The sequence below is a fragment of the Kaistella yananensis genome (genome assembly GCF_026107505.2).
Classification (GTDB): domain Bacteria; phylum Bacteroidota; class Bacteroidia; order Flavobacteriales; family Weeksellaceae; genus Kaistella; species Kaistella yananensis.
Genome location: NZ_JAPCHZ010000006.1, coordinates 1 through 24,819, shown reverse-complemented (window position 1 = coordinate 24,819; position 24,819 = coordinate 1). Strand labels below are relative to the sequence as shown.

Annotated in this window: 16 protein-coding genes, 2 tRNA genes and 2 rRNA genes; 9 read left to right on the top strand and 11 right to left on the bottom strand. The window is 37.1% G+C overall.

Going from position 1 to position 24,819, the window contains the following annotated elements; genetic code table 11:
* The first annotated feature begins 136 nt into the window (after positions 1-136).
* Genes OK344_RS11330 through OK344_RS11320 form a run of 3 tightly spaced genes read left to right on the top strand, consistent with a single transcriptional unit; the run spans position 137 to position 8,459 of the window.
* A complete protein-coding gene (locus OK344_RS11330; RefSeq protein WP_265145125.1) occupies positions 137-5,137 on the top strand; it encodes a translocation/assembly module TamB domain-containing protein in 5,001 nt (1,666 codons plus the stop codon).
* A complete protein-coding gene (tamL, locus tag OK344_RS11325; RefSeq protein ID WP_265144886.1) occupies positions 5,137-7,482 on the top strand; it encodes a translocation and assembly module lipoprotein TamL in 2,346 nt (781 codons plus the stop codon). The genes OK344_RS11330 and tamL overlap by 1 nt, the downstream gene beginning before the upstream one ends.
* A gap of 17 nt (positions 7,483-7,499) precedes the next feature.
* Complete coding sequence (locus tag OK344_RS11320; RefSeq protein WP_265144885.1) at positions 7,500-8,459, top strand: YihY/virulence factor BrkB family protein; 960 nt, start codon at positions 7,500-7,502, stop codon at positions 8,457-8,459.
* A 378-nt stretch (positions 8,460-8,837) separates the two neighbouring features.
* On the opposite strand, the gene OK344_RS11315 is transcribed toward OK344_RS11320, so the two are convergent.
* The 4 genes from OK344_RS11315 to OK344_RS11300 all read right to left on the bottom strand — a co-directional run bounded on the left by OK344_RS11315 (position 8,838) and on the right by OK344_RS11300 (position 10,687).
* Positions 8,838-8,909: transfer RNA gene (locus OK344_RS11315), tRNA-Glu, on the bottom strand.
* 15 nt (positions 8,910-8,924) lie between these two features.
* Entirely contained in the window at positions 8,925-9,179 is a 255-nt protein-coding gene (rpsT, locus tag OK344_RS11310; protein WP_265145124.1) for a 30S ribosomal protein S20, read from the bottom strand.
* Positions 9,180-9,271: 92 nt separating this feature from the next.
* A tRNA-Glu gene (locus tag OK344_RS11305) sits at positions 9,272-9,343 on the bottom strand.
* Between the two features lie 60 nt (positions 9,344-9,403).
* Positions 9,404-10,687 (bottom strand): N-acetylmuramoyl-L-alanine amidase family protein, encoded by a 1,284-nt coding sequence (locus OK344_RS11300; protein ID WP_265145123.1) that lies wholly within the window; start codon positions 10,685-10,687, stop codon positions 9,404-9,406.
* Positions 10,688-10,742: 55 nt separating this feature from the next.
* Between OK344_RS11300 and OK344_RS11295 the strand changes: the two genes are divergently transcribed.
* From OK344_RS11295 to OK344_RS11285, 3 genes are read left to right on the top strand one after another with little or no spacing between them, the layout of a single operon-like run.
* Positions 10,743-13,334 carry a putative LPS assembly protein LptD gene (locus OK344_RS11295; RefSeq protein WP_265144884.1) on the top strand — a complete coding sequence of 864 codons (2,592 nt, stop codon included), beginning with the start codon at positions 10,743-10,745 and terminating at the stop codon, positions 13,332-13,334.
* Positions 13,335-13,381: 47 nt separating this feature from the next.
* A complete protein-coding gene (locus tag OK344_RS11290; protein ID WP_265144883.1) occupies positions 13,382-13,762 on the top strand; it encodes a RidA family protein in 381 nt (126 codons plus the stop codon).
* Positions 13,763-14,224, top strand: a complete 462-nt coding sequence (locus OK344_RS11285) for a hypothetical protein (RefSeq protein ID WP_088469587.1) — start codon at positions 13,763-13,765, stop codon at positions 14,222-14,224.
* Between the two features lie 28 nt (positions 14,225-14,252).
* On the opposite strand, the gene OK344_RS11280 is transcribed toward OK344_RS11285, so the two are convergent.
* Complete coding sequence (locus OK344_RS11280) at positions 14,253-15,761, bottom strand: trypsin-like peptidase domain-containing protein (protein ID WP_265145122.1); 1,509 nt, start codon at positions 15,759-15,761, stop codon at positions 14,253-14,255.
* Between the two features lie 305 nt (positions 15,762-16,066).
* On the opposite strand from OK344_RS11280, the gene OK344_RS11275 reads away from it, so the two are divergent.
* Positions 16,067-16,981 carry a dimethylarginine dimethylaminohydrolase family protein gene (locus tag OK344_RS11275; RefSeq protein ID WP_265144882.1) on the top strand — a complete coding sequence of 305 codons (915 nt, stop codon included), beginning with the start codon at positions 16,067-16,069 and terminating at the stop codon, positions 16,979-16,981.
* Between the two features lie 13 nt (positions 16,982-16,994).
* Here the strand turns inward: OK344_RS11275 and OK344_RS11270 are convergent, their stop codons facing one another.
* Complete coding sequence (locus OK344_RS11270; RefSeq protein ID WP_265144881.1) at positions 16,995-17,657, bottom strand: copper homeostasis protein CutC; 663 nt, start codon at positions 17,655-17,657, stop codon at positions 16,995-16,997.
* A 72-nt stretch (positions 17,658-17,729) separates the two neighbouring features.
* On the opposite strand from OK344_RS11270, the gene ctlX reads away from it, so the two are divergent.
* Positions 17,730-18,656, top strand: a complete 927-nt coding sequence (gene ctlX / locus OK344_RS11265) for a citrulline utilization hydrolase CtlX (RefSeq protein ID WP_265144880.1) — start codon at positions 17,730-17,732, stop codon at positions 18,654-18,656.
* An 80-nt stretch (positions 18,657-18,736) separates the two neighbouring features.
* On the opposite strand, the gene OK344_RS11260 is transcribed toward ctlX, so the two are convergent.
* From OK344_RS11260 to nadD, 3 genes are all read right to left on the bottom strand, one after another.
* Positions 18,737-21,028, bottom strand: a complete 2,292-nt coding sequence (locus tag OK344_RS11260; protein WP_265144879.1) for a TonB-dependent receptor domain-containing protein — start codon at positions 21,026-21,028, stop codon at positions 18,737-18,739.
* 359 nt (positions 21,029-21,387) lie between these two features.
* Complete coding sequence (locus OK344_RS11255) at positions 21,388-21,732, bottom strand: DUF3817 domain-containing protein (RefSeq protein ID WP_265144878.1); 345 nt, start codon at positions 21,730-21,732, stop codon at positions 21,388-21,390.
* A 24-nt stretch (positions 21,733-21,756) separates the two neighbouring features.
* Positions 21,757-22,341: a nicotinate (nicotinamide) nucleotide adenylyltransferase gene (gene nadD, locus OK344_RS11250; protein ID WP_265144877.1), complete on the bottom strand. Its 585-nt coding sequence runs from the start codon at positions 22,339-22,341 to the stop codon at positions 21,757-21,759.
* A 252-nt stretch (positions 22,342-22,593) separates the two neighbouring features.
* Between nadD and OK344_RS11245 the strand changes: the two genes are divergently transcribed.
* The gene (locus OK344_RS11245; RefSeq protein WP_265144876.1) at positions 22,594-24,153 is read left to right on the top strand and encodes a BamA/TamA family outer membrane protein; all 1,560 of its coding nucleotides are present in this window, start codon (positions 22,594-22,596) and stop codon (positions 24,151-24,153) included.
* 307 nt (positions 24,154-24,460) lie between these two features.
* On the opposite strand, the gene rrf is transcribed toward OK344_RS11245, so the two are convergent.
* Together rrf and OK344_RS11235 are read right to left on the bottom strand one after the other, a co-directional pair.
* Positions 24,461-24,568 (bottom strand): 5S ribosomal RNA (gene rrf, locus OK344_RS11240).
* Between the two features lie 142 nt (positions 24,569-24,710).
* Positions 24,711-24,819, bottom strand: a 23S ribosomal RNA gene (locus tag OK344_RS11235); the annotation flags it as partial.

The following is a 24,819-nucleotide window of genomic DNA, read 5'->3' as shown; positions in this document are numbered from 1 at the left end:
TTGCAAAATCATTATTATGAATACGTAATTTTGATTAATATGATTTAAAAAGATTGATAATCTGCAACTTTGATGGTCAATATTAAATAATAATGTATTTTTGTGCTATCTATTAATTTAAATTTTCCATGTGAACATCTATCAAAAGATTTTAAAATATACAGGAATTGTTCTTGCTTCGATCGTTGTGCTGCTCATCCTTCTGGTTTTCAGTCTTCGTCTTCCTGCAGTTCAAAATTTCGCTAAAGGAAAACTCGTGAATTATCTTGAGAATAAAATTCATACTCAAGTAAGTCTGGAGCGGGTTTATATCGATTTCCCTAACAGTCTTGTGATGGAGAATCTCTACTTAAAAGGTCAAAAAGTCGATACCCTTTTATTTGCCCGAAAATTAGATGTCGGTTTAAATATTCCCAAACTTCTGAAAAATACGGCCGATATTACCTCTGTTGATCTACAAGGCGTAAAAGCAAATGTAGTAAGAAACGAAAACGGCACCTTTAATTTCGATTATATTATTGATGCTTTTGCAACGAAAGACGCAGAAGCAAGTCCTTCGAAACCTTTTATTATTTCCTTGGATAAGATCAATTTAAAGGATATTGGCATTTCTTTTATCGATCAGCAATCCCGTAACGACCTCAATGTTTATTTTAAATCATTTGATACCCGCGTAAAAACCTTTGACCTTCAAAATAATTCCTACGCGGCGAATGACATTAATATGGATGGACTTCGTCTTAAATTGAAACAGGATTTTCTGGAAGAGGTTACTACCAAAGTTGAAGAAAAAGTAGATTCACTGAATCAGCAGAAACCAATGAAGCTGGGTTTAAACAAAGTAAAACTGACCAACTTCAATATTGATTATGGTGACGATAATACGAAAACTTTTGCCAAAGTTATTTTTAAAGAATTCAGTACGAAAATCAATCAGCTGGATTTAGAGAAAAGTAATTTCGGAATTGATAACCTTTATTTAAAGGGCGCTGACATCAATGCTAAATTATATTTACCCGCCCAAAATGCCAATCCGAAAAACACGGATAACGAAGCAAACAAGACTTCATCGGACCAATCGCTGGCGCTATTGCTGAAAAAATTTGTGTTAGATGATGTAAAAGTAGTGTATGACAACACCGCCATTTCACCGACGAGAAGCGGAATGGATTTTAATCATATGAATTTCTCTCAAATGAATTTGGAAGTCCGGAATTTTAAAATGAAAGACGGGACTTTTGCGGGCACGGTAAATTCTGCTGAAATAAAAGAAGGCCGTGGATTAGACATTCAGAAGCTGGAAACCGATTTCGTGTATGAAAATCAACAGGCTTATTTGAAAGATCTGTATTTACAGACTTCAAAAACCGTCTTGCGTGATGAGGTCATCCTAAACTACAATTCAATTGAGCAACTTTCTGCCAATCCGGGTGCAGTGAAAATTCAGGCCAATATTCGAAATTCAAAAGTTGGATTTGCAGATATTTTAATGCTTGTTCCTTCTTTAAGAAACACGGCTCCTTTTAATAAATATCCGAATGCGATATTAAACGTAAACACAAGACTCAAAGGAACAATTAATGATTTAAACATTCAGAATCTGCAACTTTCGGGACTGGATCAATTAAAAGTAAATGCTTCAGGAATCGTGAAAAACGCGATGGATCCTGATAATTTATATTTTGATTTAAATGTTCGGGAAGTGTCTTCGTCGGCAAAAACTATTTTCAATTTGGTGCCGAAAAATATAATTCCAAGTACTATTTCACTTCCCTCCTATTTTAAAATTGCAGGAACGGCAAAAGGTACCACGAAGATCGTGAACGCAAATCTTAAAATGACTTCTACTTTAGGAAATGCTGCAGTTCGTGCCTCTGTAGATCTGAAGCGCAAAAATCAGGAACGCTATAATATTCTGGCAAATCTGCACAACTTACAAATAGGAAAAATTATTCAAAATAAAGATCTGGGTTCCATTACGGGACAAATCTCTGTTAAAGGGCAAAGTTTTGATTTGAAACAAGCCAATGCAGATCTTAAAGGTGATATTTCATCTGTGTATTACAATGGTTACACTTATCGAAACATGGCGTTGGATGGTAAAATCAACCGTGGAGCATACGTCATAAACCTCGATTCGAAAGATCCAAATGCAAACTTAAAATTATTCGCTTCCGGCGTTTATAATGAAAACAACCCAACCATTAAAGTAAACGGAACGATTCGAAAACTGGATTTAAATAAACTGGGCTTTTACGACGATCAAATGATTTTAGCCGGAGATTTAGATGGAGACTTTACGAGTTTAAATCCGGATGCTCCCAATGGTTATCTTCAATTAGAAAATTTCGCCATCTCCGACACGAAGGAAGTTTTCCCAGTACAGGAAGTTTTATTAACAGCCCTTTCCACAGCAGACAGTAACCGGATAACTTTAAAATCTCAAATTGCAGATGTTGATCTAAAGGGAAAATATAAACTGACGCAGATTTTTGGCTCACTTCAAAATACCATTAACCAATATTATCAGTTTCAAAAACCCGGGACAAAAACCGTAAAAGTAGATGCTAATCAGTTTTTTACCTTCAATGCTAAAGTTAAAGACGATGATCTTCTTAGAAAATTTGTACCTGAATTGACGGAGTTTGAACCCATCACTTTGGTTGGAAATTACGATGCCGATTCCCGAAAACTGGAGGTTAACGGACAAATTCCACAAGTTACTTACGGTGCTAATAAAATTTCGAATGGTGTTCTAAACATCAATAATACAAATGATGCGCTTGTTTACGATGTAAGACTGGCAGAATTTAAAAACGAAAGCATTGCAGTGCAAAAAGTGGGTCTGAATGGGGACGTTAAAGACAATCTCATTACCTATAATGCCTCCACAAAAGATGGAAAAGACGAAACCCAGTTTTTAATTGCAGGAAATGTAGAGAAGTTAGGTGATCTCACAAAAATAAGTCTGAATCCTGAGGGTTTAAAGCTAAATTATGACAACTGGTTGGTCGCCCCGGATAACTTTATTCAGATTGGGAACCGAGGAATATTAGCCAATAATTTCACCATTTCTAATAATGGAAGTGAAATACAGGTTCAATCTGAAAGTGCTGTTCCAAACAGTCCACTGAATATTTCGATTAAAGATTTCAAAATTGAAACGATTACCGAATTAATAAAAAAAGATTCCTTGCTCGCAAAAGGAACCATTAATGGAACGGCACAACTTCGGGATTTAAAAAACAATATGACTTTTACCTCCGATTTAGATGTGACTGATTTATTTGTTTACGGCAGTCCTGTTGGAAAGTTAGACGTGAAAGTGAATAATGAAAACGCGCAATTAATCCGTGCAGACATCGCACTTTCGGGGAACAACAATGATTTAAAATTACTTGGAACCTACAACACGAAATCCAGCGCGCTGAATATGAATTTGGATATGAACCAGCTTCAAATGCAGACCGTACAAGGACTTTCTATGAATGCCATTGAAAATGCAGAAGGGTATGTTTCCGGAAATCTAAAAATTGCGGGAACAGCAAAAGATCCGAGTATCTTGGGTTCTGTTAAATTTAATGAGGTTGGTATGGGTGTAACCCAATTGGGAAGCAAGTTCAAAAACATTAATGATGAAATAAGGTTCACGAGCCGTGGAATGGATTTTAATGATTTTAAAATTAAAGATGAATCTGGAAACGTAATCGTTATTGATGGCTCTGTTCTGACGAAAACTTACAGAGATTTTGCCTTTAATTTAGATGTAAATGCCAAAAACTTTAAAGTTGTAGATTCTGAAAAAGACAATGACAAAATCATGTATGGTGTTCTGGCAATAGATGCGGATCTGCAAATTCGTGGAGATTTGGATCTGCCACAAGTAGATGGAAGCTTGGGCGTAATCGATAAAACGAACTTTACTTTCGTCTTGCCACAGTCAACTCCCTCTCTGGAAGAGCGAGAAGGCATCGTAGAATTCATCGATCAGGATCAAATTGCTTTACAGAAAACCATCAAAGCAGATTCACTAACGGATCAAAGTAACATCAAAGGAATGGATGTGAACGTGAATATTACGGTAAATAAAGAAGCCAAGATCTCTTTAATTATAGATAAAGCGAATGGTGATTTTGTAGAACTTCAGGGAGATGCACAGTTAACGGGCGGAATAGATCCGTCGGGAAAAACAACCCTCGTTGGCGTTTATGAAGTAGAAAAAGGAGGTTATGAAATGTCGGTTAGTTTACTGAAAAGAAAATTCGAAATCGAAAAAGGAAGCACCATCACCTGGACGGGCGAACCGATGACAGCCAACCTGGATATTACGGCCGTTTACAAGACAGAAGCAGCCCCATTGGATCTACTGCAACAACAACTGACCGGAGTTACAGGAAGTCAACTGAACCAGTATAAACAAAGAATTCCATTCAATACCTTACTAATAATGAAAGGTGAATTGTTGAAACCGGTCATTACTTTTGATATTACCACCTCCAAAGAAAACAATTCGGTGTCTTCGGAAGTGATTGATAATACAACGGCGAAACTGGAACAGCTGCGTCGTGAAGAATCCGAAATGAACAAGCAGGTTTTTGCTTTGCTCTTACTGAACCGATTTATTGGGGAAAATCCTTTCCAGAGTGAAACCGGTTTATCCGCTTCAACGTTAGCGAAACAAAGTGTGAGTCGTATTTTATCGGAACAGCTGAACAATCTAGCGAAAGATTTAATCGGCGGTGTAGAATTGAATTTCGATCTTGAATCTACAGAAGATTACTCCACCGGAAATAAAAATGAAAGAACCGATCTGAATGTTGGCTTGAGTAAAAGACTTTTCGATGACCGTTTAAAAGTGACCGTTGGAAATAATTTTGCTTTGGAAGGTGATGCCAGACAAAATGAGGAGATGACGAATATCGCGGGCGATATTACTTTGGATTACAGTTTATCTAAAGACGGTAGATACATGTTGCGTGCCTATCGTAAAAACGATTATCAGGTGGCATTGCAGGGACAGATTATTGAAACCGGACTGGGCTTTATCATCACATTAGACTATGATAAATTCCGGGAGATCTTCGAAAGATCAAAGAAAAACAGAGAACAGAAAACACAAAATACGTCTTCAAAATAATGCAAAAATTTAATACAGGCCATTATAAAACATTTGCAGCATTTTCCTTCATGTTGATGATCTCCTCGTGCAGCAACACGAAGTTTTTACAGGAAGGTCAAATGTTGTACACCGGTGCTAAAATTACAGTTAAAAATGATACGCTTTCTAAAAAAGAAAAATCAAACTTAAAAGATGCGTTGCAGGAGCAGCTGCGTCCGAAACCCAATTCTTCTTTTTTGGGATTGCGACCAAGATTGTACGTTTATAATATCACCAAAGAACCAAAAAAGCAAAAAGGAATTGGGTATTGGCTAAAATATAAAATCGGGGAAAAACCAGTTTTACTGGGCGATGTTGATCGGGAATTCAACAAAAAAATCATTGTTAATTACTCAGAAAACAAAGGCTTCTTCAACGCTAAAGCTTCGTCTGACACCATTGCGAAAAACAAAAAGGCCCAGGTTCTTTACACTGTAAAACCCGGCGCGCGATACCTTATCAGTCAGGTGAATTTCCCTGTGGATTCTTCCGTTATCAATTCAGAAATTCAGTCCATCAAGGACAAATCATTTTTAAAGGCAGGAAATCCTTTTGATCTAGATGTGATCAAAGCCGAGCGGGAGCGCATTGATGATCACTTGAAAAATCGGGGCTTTTATTATTTCAGTCCGGATAATATTATTGTTCAGGCAGACAGCACCGTAATGAAAGAGCCGAAAGTAGAGCTGTTTGTAAAACTGAAGAACAATACGCCTCCTATTTCGAAGGAACCGTATACGATTGATAAGACGATTGTTTTTGCAGACTATAATTTAGCTGATGTAAAACAGGGGAAATATGGCATTCCTTATATTACAGATTCAGTGAAAGTTTATAATGATCTTTATATCATTGACCCCGAAAATAAATTCAAACCGAAAATTTTCGACCGTGCTCTCTACTTTAAACGTGGGGATCTTTATAACCGAAAAGACCATAATCTTTCCCTGAACAGACTCATTAGTTTAGGTGTTTTTAAATTTGTGAAAAATGAATTTGTGGTTTCAGATTCCCTAAACCATAAGTTTGACGCCTACTATATTTTAACACCGAGACCTTTTCAATCATTAAGGTTAGAAACTTTAGGAAAAACAAATTCTGCAAATTACACCGGTGGTGAAGTTAATTTAAACTGGACGCACCGTAATTTCTTCCGCGGTGCCGAACAGTTAAAAGGAGCAATCTATGGAGCTGCAGATGTTCAGGTCGGTGGTCCAAAAGATGCCAACAATATTATAAGAATCGGGGCAAATGCGCAACTTTCGATTCCAAGAATTGTGGCGCCTTTCAGATTTCATTCTTCAAGTGCGTATGTTCCCAGAACAAATATTAATTTAGGTTATGAATATCTGAGCCGAACGCAATTGTATACGCTTCATAATTTCAATACGTCTTTTGGATATGTCTGGAAAGAAAATGAGCGAAAAGAACACGATTTAAAAGTGTTGGATGTTACGCTGGTTGCACCTGAAAAAATAACTGAAAAATATCTAGAACAGATCTACGGAAATACCGCAGCAGGAATTTCCGCAAATCCATCTCTGCAGAGAGTCGTAGAAAAACAGCTGATCTTCGGACCAACTTACAGTTATACGTATACCAATACCATGCTTCCCAAAAAGAATACCTTCTATTATAAAGGAAGTGTAGATTTAGCCGGAACGATTACCGGTTTGGTCAGCGGAGCTGATGCAAAGGCAGGCGATCAAAAAGAAATTTTCCAGATTCCTTTCAGTCAGTATGCAAAAATGGAACATGATTTCCGCTACTACAGAAAAGTAAATGATAAAAGTACGATTGCCACTCGATTTATTGCCGGCATGGGTTATCCATATGGAAACTCCACGACCATGCCTTATGTAAAACAGTTTTTTGTGGGTGGTAGCAACAGTATTCGTGCCTTTCGGGCGAGAACTTTAGGACCTGGCAGTTATGATCCACGAACGGAAGAAGCTTCGTTCTTTTTTGATCAGTCCGGAGATATTAAATTAGAAATGAATGCCGAATACCGTGCGAACATTTACAAATTTTTAAATGTGGCCGTTTTTGCAGATGCCGGAAATGTTTGGTTGGTTAATGAAGATGACAATAAACCGGGCGGAAAATTCTCCAAAGATTTTCTAAAAGAAATTGCAGTAGGTGCGGGCGTTGGATTAAGACTGGACTTTTCAATTCTTATTTTAAGACTTGATTTGGCCATGCCTCTGCGTATTCCTTACTACGAAGAAGGTGATCGCTGGACTTTTGACCGGATTGACTTTGGCAGTGGAGCGTGGAGAAAAGACAACATGATCTTAAACATTGCGATCGGCTATCCATTCTAACATCAATATTTAACACCATGAAAAAATTAGTATTTTTTTGGGAAACCTTAAAAGAAGCCTTCGCGGAATGGAATAGTTCATCCGCGACTAGGGATTCTGCAAGTTTAGCATATTATGCTATTTTTTCAATTCCGGGTTTATTGATCATTATCATTTGGATTGCCGGATCGTTATTCGGCGAAGAAGCTATCCGCGGAGAAATTTCGAGTCAAATTGGTACGCTCATGGGAAGTGATGCAGCCAGCAGCATCGAGGAAATGATTGCCAGCGCACTCATCGACCGCGAAAATATTTTCATGAAGGTAGTGGGGATTTTTTCACTTATCTATGGAGCCACGACCATATTTTTTCAGTTACAAAAATCATTGAACAGTCTTTGGGATATAGAACCTGCACCCAAAAAAGCAATTATTAAATTTATTTTAGATCGTGCGAATTCGCTGGGAATGATTCTGGTCATGGGTTTTTTGTTAATGATTACTATGATTCTTTCCTCAACCATCAGTTTATTCAACAACTACATTACGGTACTTTTGGGCATGGAAACTTACATTCTGATGGAATTGGTCAATTATGTGATCGGATTCTTTTTAGTTGTTCTTGTTTTCGCGTTTATGTTTAAAGTTCTTCCGGATGTTGAAATCTCCTGGAAATCGGTCTGGGTAGGTGCAATTTTGACGGCCGTTTTATTTACTTTGGGTAAATTCCTTTTGAGTCAATACTTTGGACATTTTAAACCTACGTCTACTTTTGGTAAAGCCGGGACCATTATTTTAATTATGATGTGGATCAATTATTCCTGTATGTTGGTTTTCTTCGGTGCAGAGTTCACGAAAGTATATGCTGAGAAAAAAGGATATAAAATTACACCTTCCAGACATGCAAAATGGAGTACACAGAAACTTTATGAGCAAGAAAAGAAAGCTGCTCTGGAAAATTTAAAGTCCCTGCAGGAGAATGATAATATTGTTGCGTAACCTTTTGAACAGCAGTAGAAATTAAACAGAAGCGACCTTAACAAAGGTTGCTTTTTTTATTCTCCTGTTCTCTTAGTGCGTTGAAAAGGATGGTATTATAATCAATCTACCCCTTTCTAAACTAGCCTTATTATGGCACAATGCTTATTAATATGTACATCTCATGGTGTGGAAAGAAGTATTATATTCTTTATTGAGGGAGCGAATTCTACTGAATAGTGGTATCTAATGATCCGGTATATTCCAAAGAAGTTCATGTAAGGATATTTTCCGGTCACATTAATCAATATAAGTATTTTCTTTCCTAAACAAGTCTTAGATTGACACCTTAAAATAAGTACATAAAAAACTTCCGAAAAACTAATTTCGGAAGTTAAGTAGCCCGTAGGGGAATCGAACCCCTCTTACCAGAATGAAAATCTGAGGTCCTAACCGATAGACGAACGGGCCAGACTCTTTATTTAATTAAGCCAGTTTGTTAACGTGCTTAGTTAATTTGCTTTTTAAGTTTGCAGCTTTGTTTTTGTGAATGATGTTTTTCTTCACCAATTTATCTAACAAAGAGATCACTAAAGGCAACTGCTCTGTTGCAACTTTTTTATCTTCTTCATTTCTCAGACCTTTCAAAGCTGTTCTGGCAGTCTTGTGATAGTATCTGTTTCTTAATCTTTTCTTTTCGCTTTGTCTGATTCTTTTCAGAGCTGATTTATGATTTGCCATATCGTTTCCTAAATGTGGGTGCAAAGATATAAAATATTTTTATCGCACCAAATAATTTTTATATTTTTTTTAAAAAAATTTTCAATCTTTTGTAGCCTATAGGGGAATCGAACCCCTGTTGCAAGAATGAAAATCTTGAGTCCTTACCACTAGACGAATAGGCCTTTGTTTGAGGACTGCAAAAATATTAATTAAGTTTTAATCCTGCAATACCAAACCCATGTTTATTTTGAAACTTTTTGAATTACTGAATCATCAATACCTTTCAACTCTATGGCTTTCTGTGCTTTAACAGCTTCCTCCAGACTCGAAAATTTTCCGTAGGTATAATAAAATTTACCGTTTTCTTTTACCCGGTTCACATCCTTCAGTGTATTCAGCACTTTTGAATTGGAGCTGAGCTTCTGTGAAGTTACAGCAATTTCCAGAGTATAATACCCAATTCCCAGCTTCTGGTTCGGCACAAATGAGATTGAAGTTGCGTTCTTGAAGCCAGCATCTCGCGCAGTTTTCAGGTTATTATCTCTTACTGATGCTAAATTGGTGGTGCCGTAATAATATTTGTACAGGCCATTCTCTTTAATCGGAAGGATATAGTTCAAGCCTTTGAGCGCAGGATCTGTACTGTTATATTTTGATGGAGATGACATCAGTAAAATTCTGAAATCATTTTTAAGCGGTTTTTCTTCAGGCACAGGCTCGGGTTTAGGAGCCGCGGTGGCATTTCTGTCAAATGTTTTTTTATAATCGATAATCGCATCGTATATACTTTCTGCAATTTCATTTTGTCCTTTTTCTGAAGCCAGATACATGGCATCATCATAATTACTGATGAAGCCGGTCTCAATCAGAACTGATGGCATCGCATTCAAGCGTAGCACGTGAAGGTTCTGCTGTTTTACCCCTCTTGAAAATCTTTTGTCCTTTTTTACGAAATTGCCTTCTACAAAACTCCCGAAAAGCAGACTGCTTTCCAAATACTTGCTTTGCTGAATTTTCAGCGCGATTAAGGATTCTGGTGATTTGGGATCATAAGACGCAAACATTTCACGGTCTTTCTCGTCCAGATAAATTACGTCGTTCTCAGCTTTTGCCACCTCAAGATTGGTTTTATTCTGGTCCGGTCCCTGTACAAACGTTTCAGTGCCGTAAGGGCTTGTTTTCGTGCTGGCATTGCAGTGAACAGAGATAAAAAGATCTGCTTTACTTCGGTTTGCCAAAGTAGTACGTTCGGTAAGCGACGGATATTCGTCGATTTTACGGGTATAAATTATTTTGAAGTCTTTATTTTTCTCCAACATTCGCCCTACCTTCAGTACAACGGAGAGGGTTACATCTTTTTCCCGTAAAGTGCCAACTTCACTATAATAGCGGTTTGCACCATGATCCGAACCGCCATGTCCCGCATCAAGAACAACGGTGAATTTTTTTTGTGCTCCGATAACTGAAAAAAGAAGAAGAAAAAAGAGGTGAAAATATTTTTTAAAAGAAAAACTATAGTTAATCATCATTACATTTTAAAAATTATGCTAATTTTGACCACAAATTACAGAAAATATCGCTTTGGCCAAAACGAGCTTCAAAAATATATTACATATTCTAATTATCCTAATTTTTAACAGTTTTTTAGCACATTCTCCCGCTCAAATTCTGCCTGAAAATAAGATAGTTAATGATACCATTCCTAAAGTTGACACCATCATTATTGCACAGGAACAGCTTGAGGCAGTGGTGGAAACCAAGGCCGACAATATCCGAAATGATATACCAAAAAAAATGACTTACCTGAACAAAAAAGCTCAGGTAAAATATCAGGATATGCAGATTGATGCAGATTATATTTCGATCGACTGGAATAAATCGATGATTTTCGCAAGGGGTGAGCTCGATTCTTTAGGAAGAATAAAAAATCCGGCGGTTGCGGTGCAGGGAGGTAAAAAATATGAATACGACGAGTTTTCTTACAACATCAAAACCCGTCAGGCCATAGCTTTCAATGCAAGAACTGAAGAAAGTGAAGGGGTAATTATTGCTGAAAAAACCAAGAAATACAACGATTCTGTCTTCTTTATGCGTCGCGGGAAATATACAACCGACGAATATTTCATTAAGAAAAAAGACACAATTGCCGATTATTATCTGCTTGCGCCAAACATCAAATTAATTAAAGGGAAAGACAAATCGCAGGTTATAACCGGACCGATACAGATGTATATCGAGCAGGTTCCTACTCCGCTGATCATGCCTTTTGCGATACTTCCTTTTTCAGATAAACGGAGCGCAGGAATCCTGATTCCGAGTTTTGGTGAGAGAGAAGATGTCGGATTTTTCCTGAACTCTCTTGGATATTATCAACCCATCGGAGAACATTTTGATTTGAAAATTCTAGCCGACATTTATACTAAAGGAAGCTGGAATCTCCGGCCGGAAATGAATTACAAGAAAAATTACCGCTACTCCGGGAACTTTTCTGCAGATGTGGGGAACACTGTACGTGGAATCAAAGGTTTATCAGATTATTCGAAAAGCCGCACCTACAGAATTGCGTGGCGCCATCAGCAGGATAGCAAAGCGAATCCCTTCCTTACTTTTTCTGCTTCTGTAGATGTGGTAAGTAATAAATTCTATAACAACACAGTAAATAATAATTACGCGTTCAACCAAAATAACCTGAATGCTCAGCAAAACTCCAGTGTAAGTGTTGTAAAAAGGTTTCTTACGCTTCCGATTACGATTACCGGAACTTCATCTTACTCCCAAAACTTCTCAACCGGACTGGCTGATCTAAAATTACCGGTACTGAACGTAGCAATCAATCAGTTTTATTTATTTAAACCTAAAACCGGAGTAAGACAGGGCCTTTTAGAAAACATCACCGTAAATACCGGTCTGAATTTTAATAACTATGTACAAACCAATGAAGGCGAACTTTTCACCCAAACGATGTGGGATAAAATGCAGACCGGACTGAAAAACAATATTACACTGGGCACCAATACAACAATTGCCAAGTATTTTACATTCTCACTATCAGCCAATATTGACAATGCTTTGACAACCAAAACATTGACTAGGACTTACAATCCGATTACGAACCGTGTCGACGACATTCTGAATAAAAAAATCGCCGGATATTCTTCCTTTTCTACCGGAGTAAGTTTACAGACTGTACTTTACGGGATGCTGAACTTTAAAAAAGAATCTTCAATCCAGGCAATCCGTCACATGATGACTCCACAAATTGGCTTCAGTTACTCTCCGGATTTTTCGGCAGCCAGTTTCGGGTACTATAAAACCTACGCCAATGATCGGGGCGAAATGACACCTTATTCCATTTTCGACCGCGGAATCATCGGTTCTCCAAATTCAGGACTGGTTCAGGCGCTGAGTTTTTCAGTGAATAATAATTTAGAGATGAAAGTACGGTCTAAAAAAGATTCTACAGGCATCAAAAAAATAAAAATCTTCGAAAGTTTAAATTTCAACACGAATTATAACTTCGCGGCGCCAACCCACAAATGGTCAATCTTCAGTTTCAGCGGGCAGACCACAATATTTGAAAAGCTAAACCTGAATACAGGATTGAATCTGGAGCCTTACCAAATTATTTTTGCGCCAGGTGAAGACACCGGAATCCGGACCGAAAATTTTGGGCATTTCAGTGTTCAGGGTTTCAACGCGCAACTTTCATATCCTTTGAGCAGCGAAATTTTCGATAAAAAAGACAAAGAAGACCTGTCTAAAAAGTATAGTAAAAAAGGAGAAATCCGCAACGAAGATTATTACTTTGATGATGATAACTATGCACGTTTCACCCAACCGTGGACTTTAAACATCAATGCCCAGTACAGCTACACCAGAAGCCTGACACGTTTTGGGAACAAAATGGCATCTATCGGATTAGATGGGAGTATAAAACTTACACCGTTCTGGAACATTACCGGAAACCTTTATTACGACGTTATTACAAAAGAAATTGCCAATACACAGCTTGGTTTCTCACGGGATCAGCGCAGTTTTACCATCAATTTCAACTGGATTCCCTATGGACAGTACAAAGTGTATGATTTCTTTATCGGAATTAAAGCGAATATCCTGCGCGACGCCCTGAAATATAAAGACCGCAGTTTTACACAGCCAAATGCACCGTTTTAAATTTTAAAGAATTAAACATTAGTTTTATATTTGCCAATATTATCAATATGAAAAAAATAATTTCCACTTCTAATGCGCCTGCAGCAATTGGTCCTTATTCACAGGCTAATTTTGCCAACGGGATTTTATACATCTCCGGCCAGATTCCACTGAATCCCCAAACCGGAAAACTTGAAGAAGGCATCGAAAAAGAGACCCATCAAGTCATGAAAAATCTTGAAGCAATTTTGAAGGAAGCAGGAATGACTTTTAAAAACGTGGTGAAAGCAACGATTTTTCTAAAAAATATGGATGATTTCGCAGTAATGAATGATATTTACGCATCATATCTGGATCCTGAGAGTTTTCCGGCAAGAGAAACCGTACAGGTTTCCTGTCTGCCCAAAAATGTAGATATTGAAATTTCAATGATTGCACATCAGTTTTAAATGAATTTCATTAGGAATACGATTGCGGTTTTAGTAGGTCTCGCTGTTGCAGCACTCATCATTTCATTGGGAGTGAGACTTAATTCATCATGGATTACCTATGATGAATATTCGCCGTTCGGGAATTGGGAACAGCTTCTGAAAGCGATGGAAAACAAACCGTATTTCTTCGTCGCATTGCTTATTTCTTCGGGCATTGCAGCTACTGTGGGTGGTGTTGTTACTGCAATCATCGTGAAATATGCCAAAGTTGCCTACGCGATTTTAATTGGGTTTATTTTACTCTTTATCGCGATGCTCGACATTATTATTTTCCCGTATCATCCTACTTTTTATAAGATTTTAATATTCCTGACATTCTTCCCCTTTTCATGGATTGGAGGAAAAATTACAGAAGTGATTTACGAACGGAAAAAGAAAAGATTGAAGAAAATTCAGCATAAAAAAAACGCAGCTCAATAAAAGCTGCGTTTTCGGTTTTTAAAATGGGTTAAGGCATTTTAAAGCCTCTTGTTGTTATTCTTCCGTATTCGTCCACATATTTTACCTGAACGTTTCCGTTGTAACCCTGAAGGATTTTTTCCACATCTTTCTGCGAGTTTACAGGCTTTCCATTTACTTCAATAACGATATAATTATCAACTACGCCAATTTTCGACATTTCGCTGCCTGCCACAACGTTTTTAGCAATTACTCCGCTGTTGAGCCCATAATCTGTCTTAAACCGTTCGCTTAAAGGTTCGAAATCAGCACCAATTTTTTCGGTTACTGTAAGATCAGCTTTGCTTCTGAATGAAGTTCCACCCTTTTCGTCTCTCAAAGTTACATTTACAGTATTGGTTCTGCCGTTTCTTAAATACGTAACGGCTACTTTGTCGCCTGGTCTTTTGCTTCCGACAGCGAAAGAAAGATCATAATAGTTAGAGACAAGCGTTTCATCAACTTTGGTAATGATATCTCCAGGTCTTAATCCCGCGGCTTCAGCACCGCCTTTATCTACAACTTCGATGAGATATACGCCATCGCCAGATTTAATATTGGTTTTATTCTGCTGGTTATAAATTGAAACCTGACGTGTATCCGATAAATCCAGAGATTTTACGCCAAGGAAACCACGCTGTACCAATCCGAATTTCTTGATATCTTCCACCACTTTTCTGGCAAGATTTGATGGAACTGCAAAACCGTAACCTTCATAATAACCGGTTTTCGATGAAATTGCAGAGTTAATTCCGATCAGTTCACCATTAGGATTCACTAACGCTCCTCCTGAGTTTCCTGGATTAATTGCCGCATCAGTCTGAATAAAACTTTCAATCGGTGTTCTGGATTGCTGGCTAAGCAAATCAATACTTCTACCTTTTGCCGAAACAATTCCTGCAGTTACTGTTGAGTTTAAACCCATCGGGTTGCCGACAGCCAAAACCCACTGGCCTACTTCCACATTGTCGGAATTGGCAAAATTCAGGTAAGGCAATCCTTTTTCTTCAATTTTTAAAAGTGCAATATCTGTAGTTGGGTCGGTCCCTACCAAATTAGCTACATAAGATTTTTTATTGGAAAGCACCACCTCCAGCTTACTGGCTCCTGCAATAACGTGGTTATTTGAAATAATGTAACCATCCGGCGAAATAATGACTCCGGAACCCATTCCCGAAGGCATGTCTTTCGGTGCCTGCTGCTGTTTTGGCTGTCCGCCAAAGGGATTGCCGAAGAACTGATCAAACAAATCCTGTTCGCTTCGTTGAGACGTTCTGTTTGAATAATTTTTAATACTAACTACCGCCGGAACAGTCATTTTAGACGCTTTCACAAAGTCGTCACCAACGCCGGTCATATTAAATGATGCGTACTTGGCATCATTATTTTTGGGTGCGAAATAGGAAAACTCGGAATCGGAATTATTATCACTGAAATAGTGAATTGCTCCAAAGGTGGTAGCCCCGGAAATTACACCTACAAAGGTGTAAGGAATCAGTTTTTTTAATGTATTATTTATGTCCATAATCTATTAACTAAATTTATTTTTAGTAGTTCAAATTTAATACTAGATGAGTATTATTTAAAAATGCTTTGTTTCAACTTTAACGATAAATTAACAAGAATTATAAAATTTTAATGATAATCCTCTCTATAGCGATAAATTTAAGCAAAATTATACCAATCAATTGATAAATAACTCATCAGGATCTATTGTCATAAAATCAATAAAATCATCTGCCAAATCGACATCAAACCCAAATTACGGAAAAATTTCTCCACCTCAATTGCTTTGTTTAAATTTGTTACCATCACTATTTTTTTATGAAACTTAAAATTACCAACGAAACATCGAAACTAAAATCCGTTGTACTTGGCTTGCCAAATTCTATGGGTCCGGCCCATTCTTTAGAAGACAGCTATGATGCAAAATCCTATCATTCCTTACAAAACGGGATTTATCCTCAGGAAAAAGATATCGTCGATGAGATGACTGCCTTCGAAAAAGTTTTGAAAAAACACGATGTGGAGGTCTACAGACCGCACCTTATTGAGAACTATAATCAGGTTTTTGCGCGCGATGTCGCTTTCGTGATTGATGATAAAATGATCATTTCAAATATTATTCAGGATCGCTATGATGAGCAGGATGCCTACCGTAAAATTTTTGCGCGGGTAGGCTGGAAGAAGATCATCAATCTTCCGGACTCTGCACATATTGAAGGTGGGGATGTAATTGTGTGGAATGATTTTCTGTTTATCGGAACCTGTTTCTCTGAAGATTACAGAAATTTTAAAACTGCCAGAACCAATGAATATGCTATTGAAATTCTGAAAGAATATTTTCCCAAAAAAAGAATCATCGATCTGGAGCTGAAGAAAAATGATACCGATCCTTATCAGGGAATTCTGCATCTGGACTGTACTTTCAATCCCGTAGGAAAGGATAAATGCATTATTTACAAAGATGGTTTTGTTGATGAAAGTGATTACAGACTTTTAATCGACATTTTCGGGGAAGAAAACTGCTTCCATGTAACGCAGCAGGAAATGTTCGAAATGAATCCTAATATTTTTTCGATTTCTGAAGAAATTGTAGTTTCAGATTCTTCGTTTACACGACTGAACAATCATCTCCGGAATGAATGGGGAATTTCAGTTGAGGAAATTCCGTACCGGGAAATATCAAAAATGGGTGGTTTACTCCGCTGCTCTACTTTGCCGCTGGTACGTGATTAAGAAAAAGCAGAAGTTAAGAACTCAGCATTTTAAGTTTTTTAATTTCTTCCTCACTTGCGAAAGTATCATATTTAAGAATTGCAGAAGAGTGAAAACTCGTTGCGCCGGTAAATTCTTTGAGCTGCTGAACATTTTCGGAGCGAACGCCGCCACCGATTAAAATTTCGATCTGGTTACCGTATTTTGAAATGAGTTCTTTCAGATTCTCTTTCCCTTTCATAGCATCAGGTTTTCCGCCTGAGGTTAAAACGGTTTTAAAACCCAGGCTGATCAAGGTCTGAATTGATTTATCCAAATCCGCAGTCCGGTCGAACGCACGGTGGAACGTGCATGGTCTGTCTCCTGCAAGTGCAATTAACGCTGTATTTTTTTCTTCATCAATTTCATTATTTACATCCAAAACACCAAACACAAAACCATCTGCTCCGGCTTCGCGGAAACTGATGATACTGCTTTTCATTTCTGTAAATTCGGCTTCCGAATAAAAAAACGAACCGCCTTTTGGCCGAATCATCACGTAAATTGGCGTTGCATAATTTGATTTCAGATACCGGAATTCGTAGAAATTGGGTGTTGTGCCGCCAAGGTCGATATTATCGCAAAATTCGATTCGGTCTGCCACGCATTTCAGGGCAGTTTCAGCAGAGGTTATTTCAAAGCAGGCAATTTCTAACATGATTTCTTTATTGTCTATAAATTTAAGTATTTTTGTTCAACCACAGATTAATACTAATAAAAACAATATTTCATGCAAACAGCCAGCACGGTTCTGATGGTGGAACCTATCGCTTTCGGTTACAACGCCCAAACCGCACAAAACAATTACTTTCAGGTCGAACAAAAAGATGCTGACATCCAGACAAAAGCTCTTGAGGAATTCAACAGTTTTGTAGATAAATTAAAGAGCAAAGGCATCAACGTTATCACCGTTAAAGATACTTTGGATCCACATACTCCGGATTCTATCTTTCCGAATAACTGGGTAAGTTTTCACAGCGACGGGAAAGTAGTACTCTATCCGATGTTTGCCCCAAACAGAAGAGTTGAACGCAGATCCGATATTTTAGAAATCATTAAAGACAACGGTTTTGAGATTACCGAAATCGATGATTTATCACATTTTGAAGATCAGGACAGGTTTCTTGAAGGTACAGGAAGCATGATTTTCGATCACGAACACAAAATAGCTTACGGTTCGGTTTCACTGAGGTTAGATGAGGAACTTTTCCGCCAGTTTTGCCAGAAATTCGGTTTCAAGCCTGTTGTATTTCATTCTTACCAAAATGCCGGCGACCAAAGACTTCCAATTTACCACACCAACGTAATGATGTGTGTTGCCGACAAATTTGTAGTGATTTGTCTGGATTGTATTGATGATGAATTGGAGCGTGAAAAAGTGCAGGAAGTCATTAAATCGACCGGAAAAGAAATCATAGAAATCTCGGAAGACCAATTGCAGCAGTTTGCCGGAAACATGCTTCAGGTACAGAATGAAGCCGGGGATAAATTTTTGGTTATGAGCGAAAGTGCCTATAAATCTCTAACTCCCGCACAAATTCAAAATATCGAAAAATATTGCGAAATCATTTACTCAGATTTGAATACGATTGAAACCAACGGCGGCGGAAGTGCAAGATGCATGTTGGCTGAAGTGTTTTTGCCGAAGAATATTTAATCGGAAATTCATAAAAAAATCAATAATCCCCGAAAAATTTCGGGGATTATTTTGAAAAATATAATTAAGTATAGAAAAAATTATTTGGTTCTCGATTTTATTTCGTCGGAAGCACTTTCGATGTTTCTCACCTTTTTCACCTTTTGATTTCCGAAGCTGTATACGATACTTGCGCCAACACTTTGTCTGTACATGTTGTTCTGTACGTAATTGTAATTGCCGTTTTCCTGATAATCCTCCACTTCTACAATGTTTGTTTTCAAAATATCGTTTACATTTACGGTAAAGGTCCAGTCGTTCCAGATTTTTTTGAGACTCAAATCCAGACTTGAAAGGTTTTTAAGCATTCCCAGTTCAATCTGCTGTTTGTCTACATAAAAGAAATTCACGCCGGCAAACCAGGTTTTCTTCTCGTCCAAACGGATATTGTTATTGGTTTGCACCACAAAACTTGTAGAGCTGGTATTATTTGTGTACAGCGGAAAAATATCGCCAGTGGTAGGATCTACACTTAAACTTCCATTATTTTTGTTATGCTGCACCCCGATGTTGAAATTGGTCGTCCATGCCTGTTTGAAAAAAGACTTCTGAATCCCAAACATTGCAGACATTTCCTGTTTGTCGCCGAAATTGGTTCTTATATAACGCAGCTGATTCTGTGTGCCCACGCTTCCGTCCGCATGAACCGGAATTCCCTGTAAAGGAACCTGCGTGATAATATCTTTCTCCAAAGAATGATTCAAAATCAGGAAATATGAATTTTTGAACATATAGGTAAGTTCCTGATTATAGCTTGAAGACGCCTTTACAAAAGGGTTGTTCTGCACATAATTATTCTCGGTAAGAATATTTTTAACCGGATTGATTTCCCAGAAACTCGGCCTTCTCATTCTGCTCGAAAATGCATACGAAACATTGTTTTTTTCATTAATCGCATAGTTCAGACTGAGATAAGGAAGAACATTGCTGTAATTTCTTTCAATGTTTCGCAAATTCACATCCTGTGCGTTATCCGAAGTACCTGTACTTTTCGTCATTTCGTAACGGGTTCCGATTTTTCCGGAAAATTTATCCGAGAATTTCTTCTCAACCGTAACGTAAAGCCCGTAGATATTTTCGTCATACAGAAAATGGTTCGGCGTGCTCAAAGGATTATCTATTTTAATGCCTTCTGCGTTATATACTTCTGCCAAACTGCCATCTGCATTGAAGATAGAAGTTACACTCTGGGTGTCGTTATCGGTTTTTGTTTTATTATAATTTCCGCCGACGGAAACCGTTAAATCATTTTTAAATTTCTGAATATAATCTGCCATTCCTGAAAAATTATTGATAAGCTGCGGTAGACTCTGGGACACATAACGCGATCTGTACAAATCAATCCCATCGGCTGTAGATTCATAGGTATTATTATCTGTACCCTGGAATCTTTTAAAATTCAAATAAGCGGCATTCAGATTTAATTTACTTCCCAGACTGTCCGTTTTCAGTTCATAATTTAAGTTTACACTGTTATTGTAAGAACGTGCGTCTTCTTTATTTTTAGATCTGCTGTATTTTGTTTCCCACACATTTCCCTCCTTAAGCGTTCTGATGGTATTAAAAAGATTAACGGTTGAATTATAACTTTTATTTGCCCAGGTATTCCAGGACAAAGCCATATTCGATTTTTCGGTTAACTGGTAATCAATATTCAGGTAGCCGCCCAAATTTTTGTTAGGGTCAATGATATCACCAACAGATTCATTGGTTGCCTTACTGTTACCGTTTCGCAGAACATAACTTTGAGGTTGTATATTTTCGCTGCCTGTTAAATTTGCAGAAATGCCTAATTTATCTTTTCTGTAATTTGCGGAAAAACTTGAGGAATTGCTGCTGTAAATATTTGCCGAACTCGCCATTCTGATGTTTCCGTTCAGTCCGTTGGTCATTTTCTTTTTCATCACGATATTGATGATTCCGTCCGAAGCTTCCACCTGAAATTCACTTCCCGGCATTGTAATCACTTCGATCTTCTGAATATTTTCCGCCGGCGTATTTTTAAGAAACTGCGCTAAAGACTGTGCATCCATATTGCTTTTCTTACCATCGATGTAGATGATTGCATTATTCTTTCCCGCAATTTTCAGGGTGCTTTCGTCGGTGGTTGAAATAAGAGGCGTCTGTTTAAGAATGTCAAAAGTTGTACTTCCTTTTGCAACAGGCGCATTGGAGATGTCGTACACGAAACGGTCGCTTTCTTTTTTGAAGACTTTTTTGGTCATTAAAACTTCCTGAATGTTGTGAACTTTTGCTGAATCATTCTTGACGGTTGCCTGCCCGAAAGCAATTATTCCGGAAAGAATTGAAAGTGAAATAATGAGTTTTTTCATGGTTAAAAGTTTTAAAAGAAAAAGAAGGAAGATGGGTTATTAGTTTTTGATTTGGTTATCAGTTGTGGTTGGTGATTAGTTTTTTCTTCCCTCCTTTTCTTAATTGGTTATTAGTTTTTTGCCTTATTAGTTTTGTATTGCAAAGATATATAATTATTTTAGTATCATGCAATACAAAGTAGTAGATAAATAATTTTCCAAAATTAATTACTTGATTATCAGTAATAAAATTTTATAAGAAGATCTATCTTTATACAATTAGACAACTTGGACCAAAGAATTGTTACATTGGAAAATAAAAAAGTGGAAAAAATTTCCACTTTGCGATTATAATGATGTATTAAAAAAGTATAAGGTGTTTAATTTTCTTCCCTGTTAAATTTGGCAAGTTTTGTATCTGCCCAAACAGTTGCGAACGGAAAAAATGCGGCAAGAAGCGCAAAAACGGTGTCTTCGTCATCCCAGTTATATATTTTTCTTGCGGGAAGCAGAAGAAGAAGATAAAGGGTGAAAAATAATCCGTGAATATTGCCTACAATAATAATATATATCGTTGGTAAAAAGCCGTCGCGGTCATACCTTATCCAGATCATTGCAGTGAAGAGAAAAAACCACGAAATCGCTTCTGCAATGCAGATTTTCTTAAACCAACCGATTACTTTTTCCTGAGGATATTTTGAGAAAAATTTTTCTATGATATTCATTATATTCATTATTTAAACCTACTATTACCTGTAGAACGCGCTTCCGTCAAGATAATCGAAAACTTCCGGCGGCAACATTGGGCGCACATTTTTTCCGTCTTTAATCATCTTTCGTATCTGTGTGGCCGAAATCTCGATAATAGGTGCCTGGATAAGGGAAATGTTTTCATGCTGAAGATATTCGTGATCTTTCTTTTCACCTTCAAAACTTCTGGGATAAACAATAATCTGATGATTTTTCACGAGTGTTTCTGAATTTTTCCATTTCGAAAGTCCTTCCAGATTGTCTTCTCCCATAATTAAAGCAAAGGAATAATCGGGATATTTTTCGTGCAGATAAGTTAGTGTATCGATTGTATAGCTTGGTTTCGGAAGAGAAAACTCAACATTCGAAGCTTTCATTTTCGGATAATTTTTAATGGCGAGTTGCACCATATCGAGTCTGTTATGGTCGTTCAGCAGCGATTTTTTTTCTTTGAAAGGATTCTGCGGACTTACAACAAACCAAAGTTCATCCATATCAGAATTCTCTATAATATAGTTCGCTAAAATTAAATGCCCAATATGAATAGGATTAAAACTCCCGAAAAACAGCCCGATTTTCTTCATAAAATCAACTTGCAATTGTATTAATTCTTACTTTACTTATAAGTTGATAAAGGTAAAGAATTAATTTTTATAGCCGAAACAAATTACCGCAGATACAGAGAATTTCACATACAATAAATTTTTTTTAAGATCATCAAATTGAAAAAATATAATTTCTAAAATATAATAAACTTGCGTAAATTGAGTTCAAATTCTGAAACTTCTTTTTTGAAATCCTTTTTCCACATACTTCTGATATTTTTTTGTATTTCCTTGCAGGCGCAAGAGAAAGAATTTTGGCTGATTAATATACAGACTGACGAGAAAACTTTGGTTAAAGATTCGGTTTCTGCGGTTAAATTTCTCGATTCTCTTACCCAAAACAACTATTACTTAACTGAGCTGCGGAATGTAAAAAAAGAAGCAAACAGAACCGAAATCTATTTCGACACAGGGAAAAACTTTAATGAAGCAAACGTAAAACTAACTGAAGAGATTGCTAAAAACTTAAATCTTAAACAAGAGTTCTTTACCAAAAATCTGGATTCTCTTAAAAAAGAGATTAACGCGAGTTACCGGGCCAGAGGTTTTACATTCAATAGAGTAAAATCTAAATTTCTGGGAATGCAGCAACATATTCCTCACATTGAAATTTCGGTAGTAAGCGGTGAGCAGCGAAAAATAAACAGTTTTGTTATTAAAGGTTACGGTAAAGTTCCGAAACGGTTTGTAAAAAATTTAGAAAAAGATTTTCAGGGAAAAATTTATGCAGATGAAAACCTAATCCGGATTAATCAGTCTTTACAAAATCACCCTTTCATTTCGCTTGAAAAACCTGCACAAACACTTTTTACAAAAGATTCTACCCAGGTATTTCTTTTTCTGCAAAAAAGAAAGTCTAATTCTTTCGACGGAATAATTGGGTTTGGTAATGACAAGACAGAGAAATTTACTTTCAATGGAAGTTTAAATATGAACTTCCGGAACATGTTCAACAGTTTCGAAACAGTAAATATCTTTTGGCAGAGAAATCCCGACAAAGGTCAGATTTTCGATCTGAAAACCGATATTCCTTATCTTTTTAAATCGAACCTGGGACTGGATCTTAATGTTAACATTTATCGTCAGGATTCAACGTTTGCTAATGTTAAATTTCTACCCAGTCTTTATCTTCATCTCAGCAACCGGCAGAAATTGGGACTTAGAGGAACTTTCGAAACTTCTTCTGTAATGGATTCCTTATATATTCAGGGTAAAGATTTTGGGAAAAAAGGTATCGGAATTTGGTATGATTTTACCGAACCGTCTGAAATTGAACTTTTTATGCATAAAACAAAGATTCGTGCGTCCGCAGATTATATTTCGACATTATATTCGAAGGATAACACCCAAATATCTCAAAATAATTTTTTCTTTTACGGGGAACGGAATTTCTATATTTCCGGCAATCACTATTTAAATCTTAGAGCAGAAACCGCACTGATAAACTCAAAAAATGAGTTGGTTGCAAACGAATTGCTTCGTTTTGGTGGCTGGAATTCCTTTCGGGGTTTTAATGAGAATGCTCTTTTTGCAGATTTTTACTATTTCGGGACTGCAGAGTATCGCTTTCTGGCAGGAAATCAGGCGTTCTTTGATGTCTTTGGACAATATGGGGAGCTGAATAACAAGAGCCTTTCCCTTAAACCTAAACTGTACAGTTTCGGGCTGGGATTCAACTTTTTTTTGCCGATAGGTTTAATGAGCTTTCAGATCTCCAACGGAAACGAATTTGGGAACCCTGTAAAATTTGGCGATACTAAAATCCACTGGGGTATTTTAAGTAAATTCTAAATAGCAGATTAAATTAAATACGTAAACCCTTAATTTTATACTAAACTATTACGTAACTCACATTACAAACCTATCGTTTCCGCTCCTTATTTGCGTTGCAACTAAAACAATTAATTATATTAAGTTTATTGAAATAAAGAGCTGCGTTGAAATCCTCTTCCACTATTTTCCTGTCGGATATTCGTAAGCGATAAAGATTCTGGTAATTTCTGTACCGTTAGGAAGTATTTAAACTGTATAACAGTCGTAAATTGAGTTGTATAAACACAAAAAATCCTCAATCAAATACATGAATGAGGATTAAAAAAACTGGCGGCGACCTACTCTCCCGCTTTCGCAGTACCATCGGCGCTAGAGGGCTTAACTTCTGTGTTCGGAATGGGAACAGGTGAGCCCCTCTGCTAAAACCACCCTAAATATGGTTTAATATAACAATGAAGGCAATATAACAGTATAACAATTGGTAAACTGGTACATTGATAAATTGTTAAATTATTTTTATCGATAAAAACTTTCACAAAGAGTAAACCTTTGATGCACTTACGGGGCGCCTTATTAGGCTATAAATCTACGGGTAATTAGTACTACTCGGCTATGCCATTACTGACTTTACACCTGTAGCCTATCAACGTTGTCATCTCCAACGACCCTTAAAAGATGTCTCAT